This is a genomic window from Cellulomonas carbonis (assembly GCF_014636275.1).
GTDB classification, from domain to species: Bacteria; Actinomycetota; Actinomycetes; order Actinomycetales; family Cellulomonadaceae; genus Actinotalea; species Actinotalea carbonis.
Genome location: NZ_BMEB01000038.1, coordinates 323 through 598, shown reverse-complemented (window position 1 = coordinate 598; position 276 = coordinate 323). Strand labels below are relative to the sequence as shown.

Sequence of the window (276 nt, the reverse complement as noted above, 5' to 3'; positions counted from 1 at the left end):
ATGTCTTCGCCGAGGCGAAGCCGCAGATCGTCTTCCACGCGGCGGCGCTCAAACATCTGCCGATGCTGCAGCGGTTCCCCGAGGAGGCGTGGAAGACGAATGTCCACGGCACCCTCAACGTCCTCGAAGCAGCACGCGCAGTCGGAGTCGAAACCTTCGTCAACATCTCGACGGACAAGGCCGCCGCACCGACGAGCGAGCTCGGCCGGAGCAAACGGATCGCCGAAAGACTCGTCAGCGGATTCGCAGCGAAGTCGCCAGGCACCTACCTCTCGG

The 276-nt window shown here is 64.1% G+C and carries 1 protein-coding gene; it reads left to right on the top strand.

Features of this window, described 5'->3' with window-relative positions; translation table 11 throughout:
* Positions 1-276 (top strand): polysaccharide biosynthesis protein (locus IEV86_RS18060; RefSeq protein ID WP_229734733.1); only part of this gene is annotated, 276 nt, incomplete at both ends.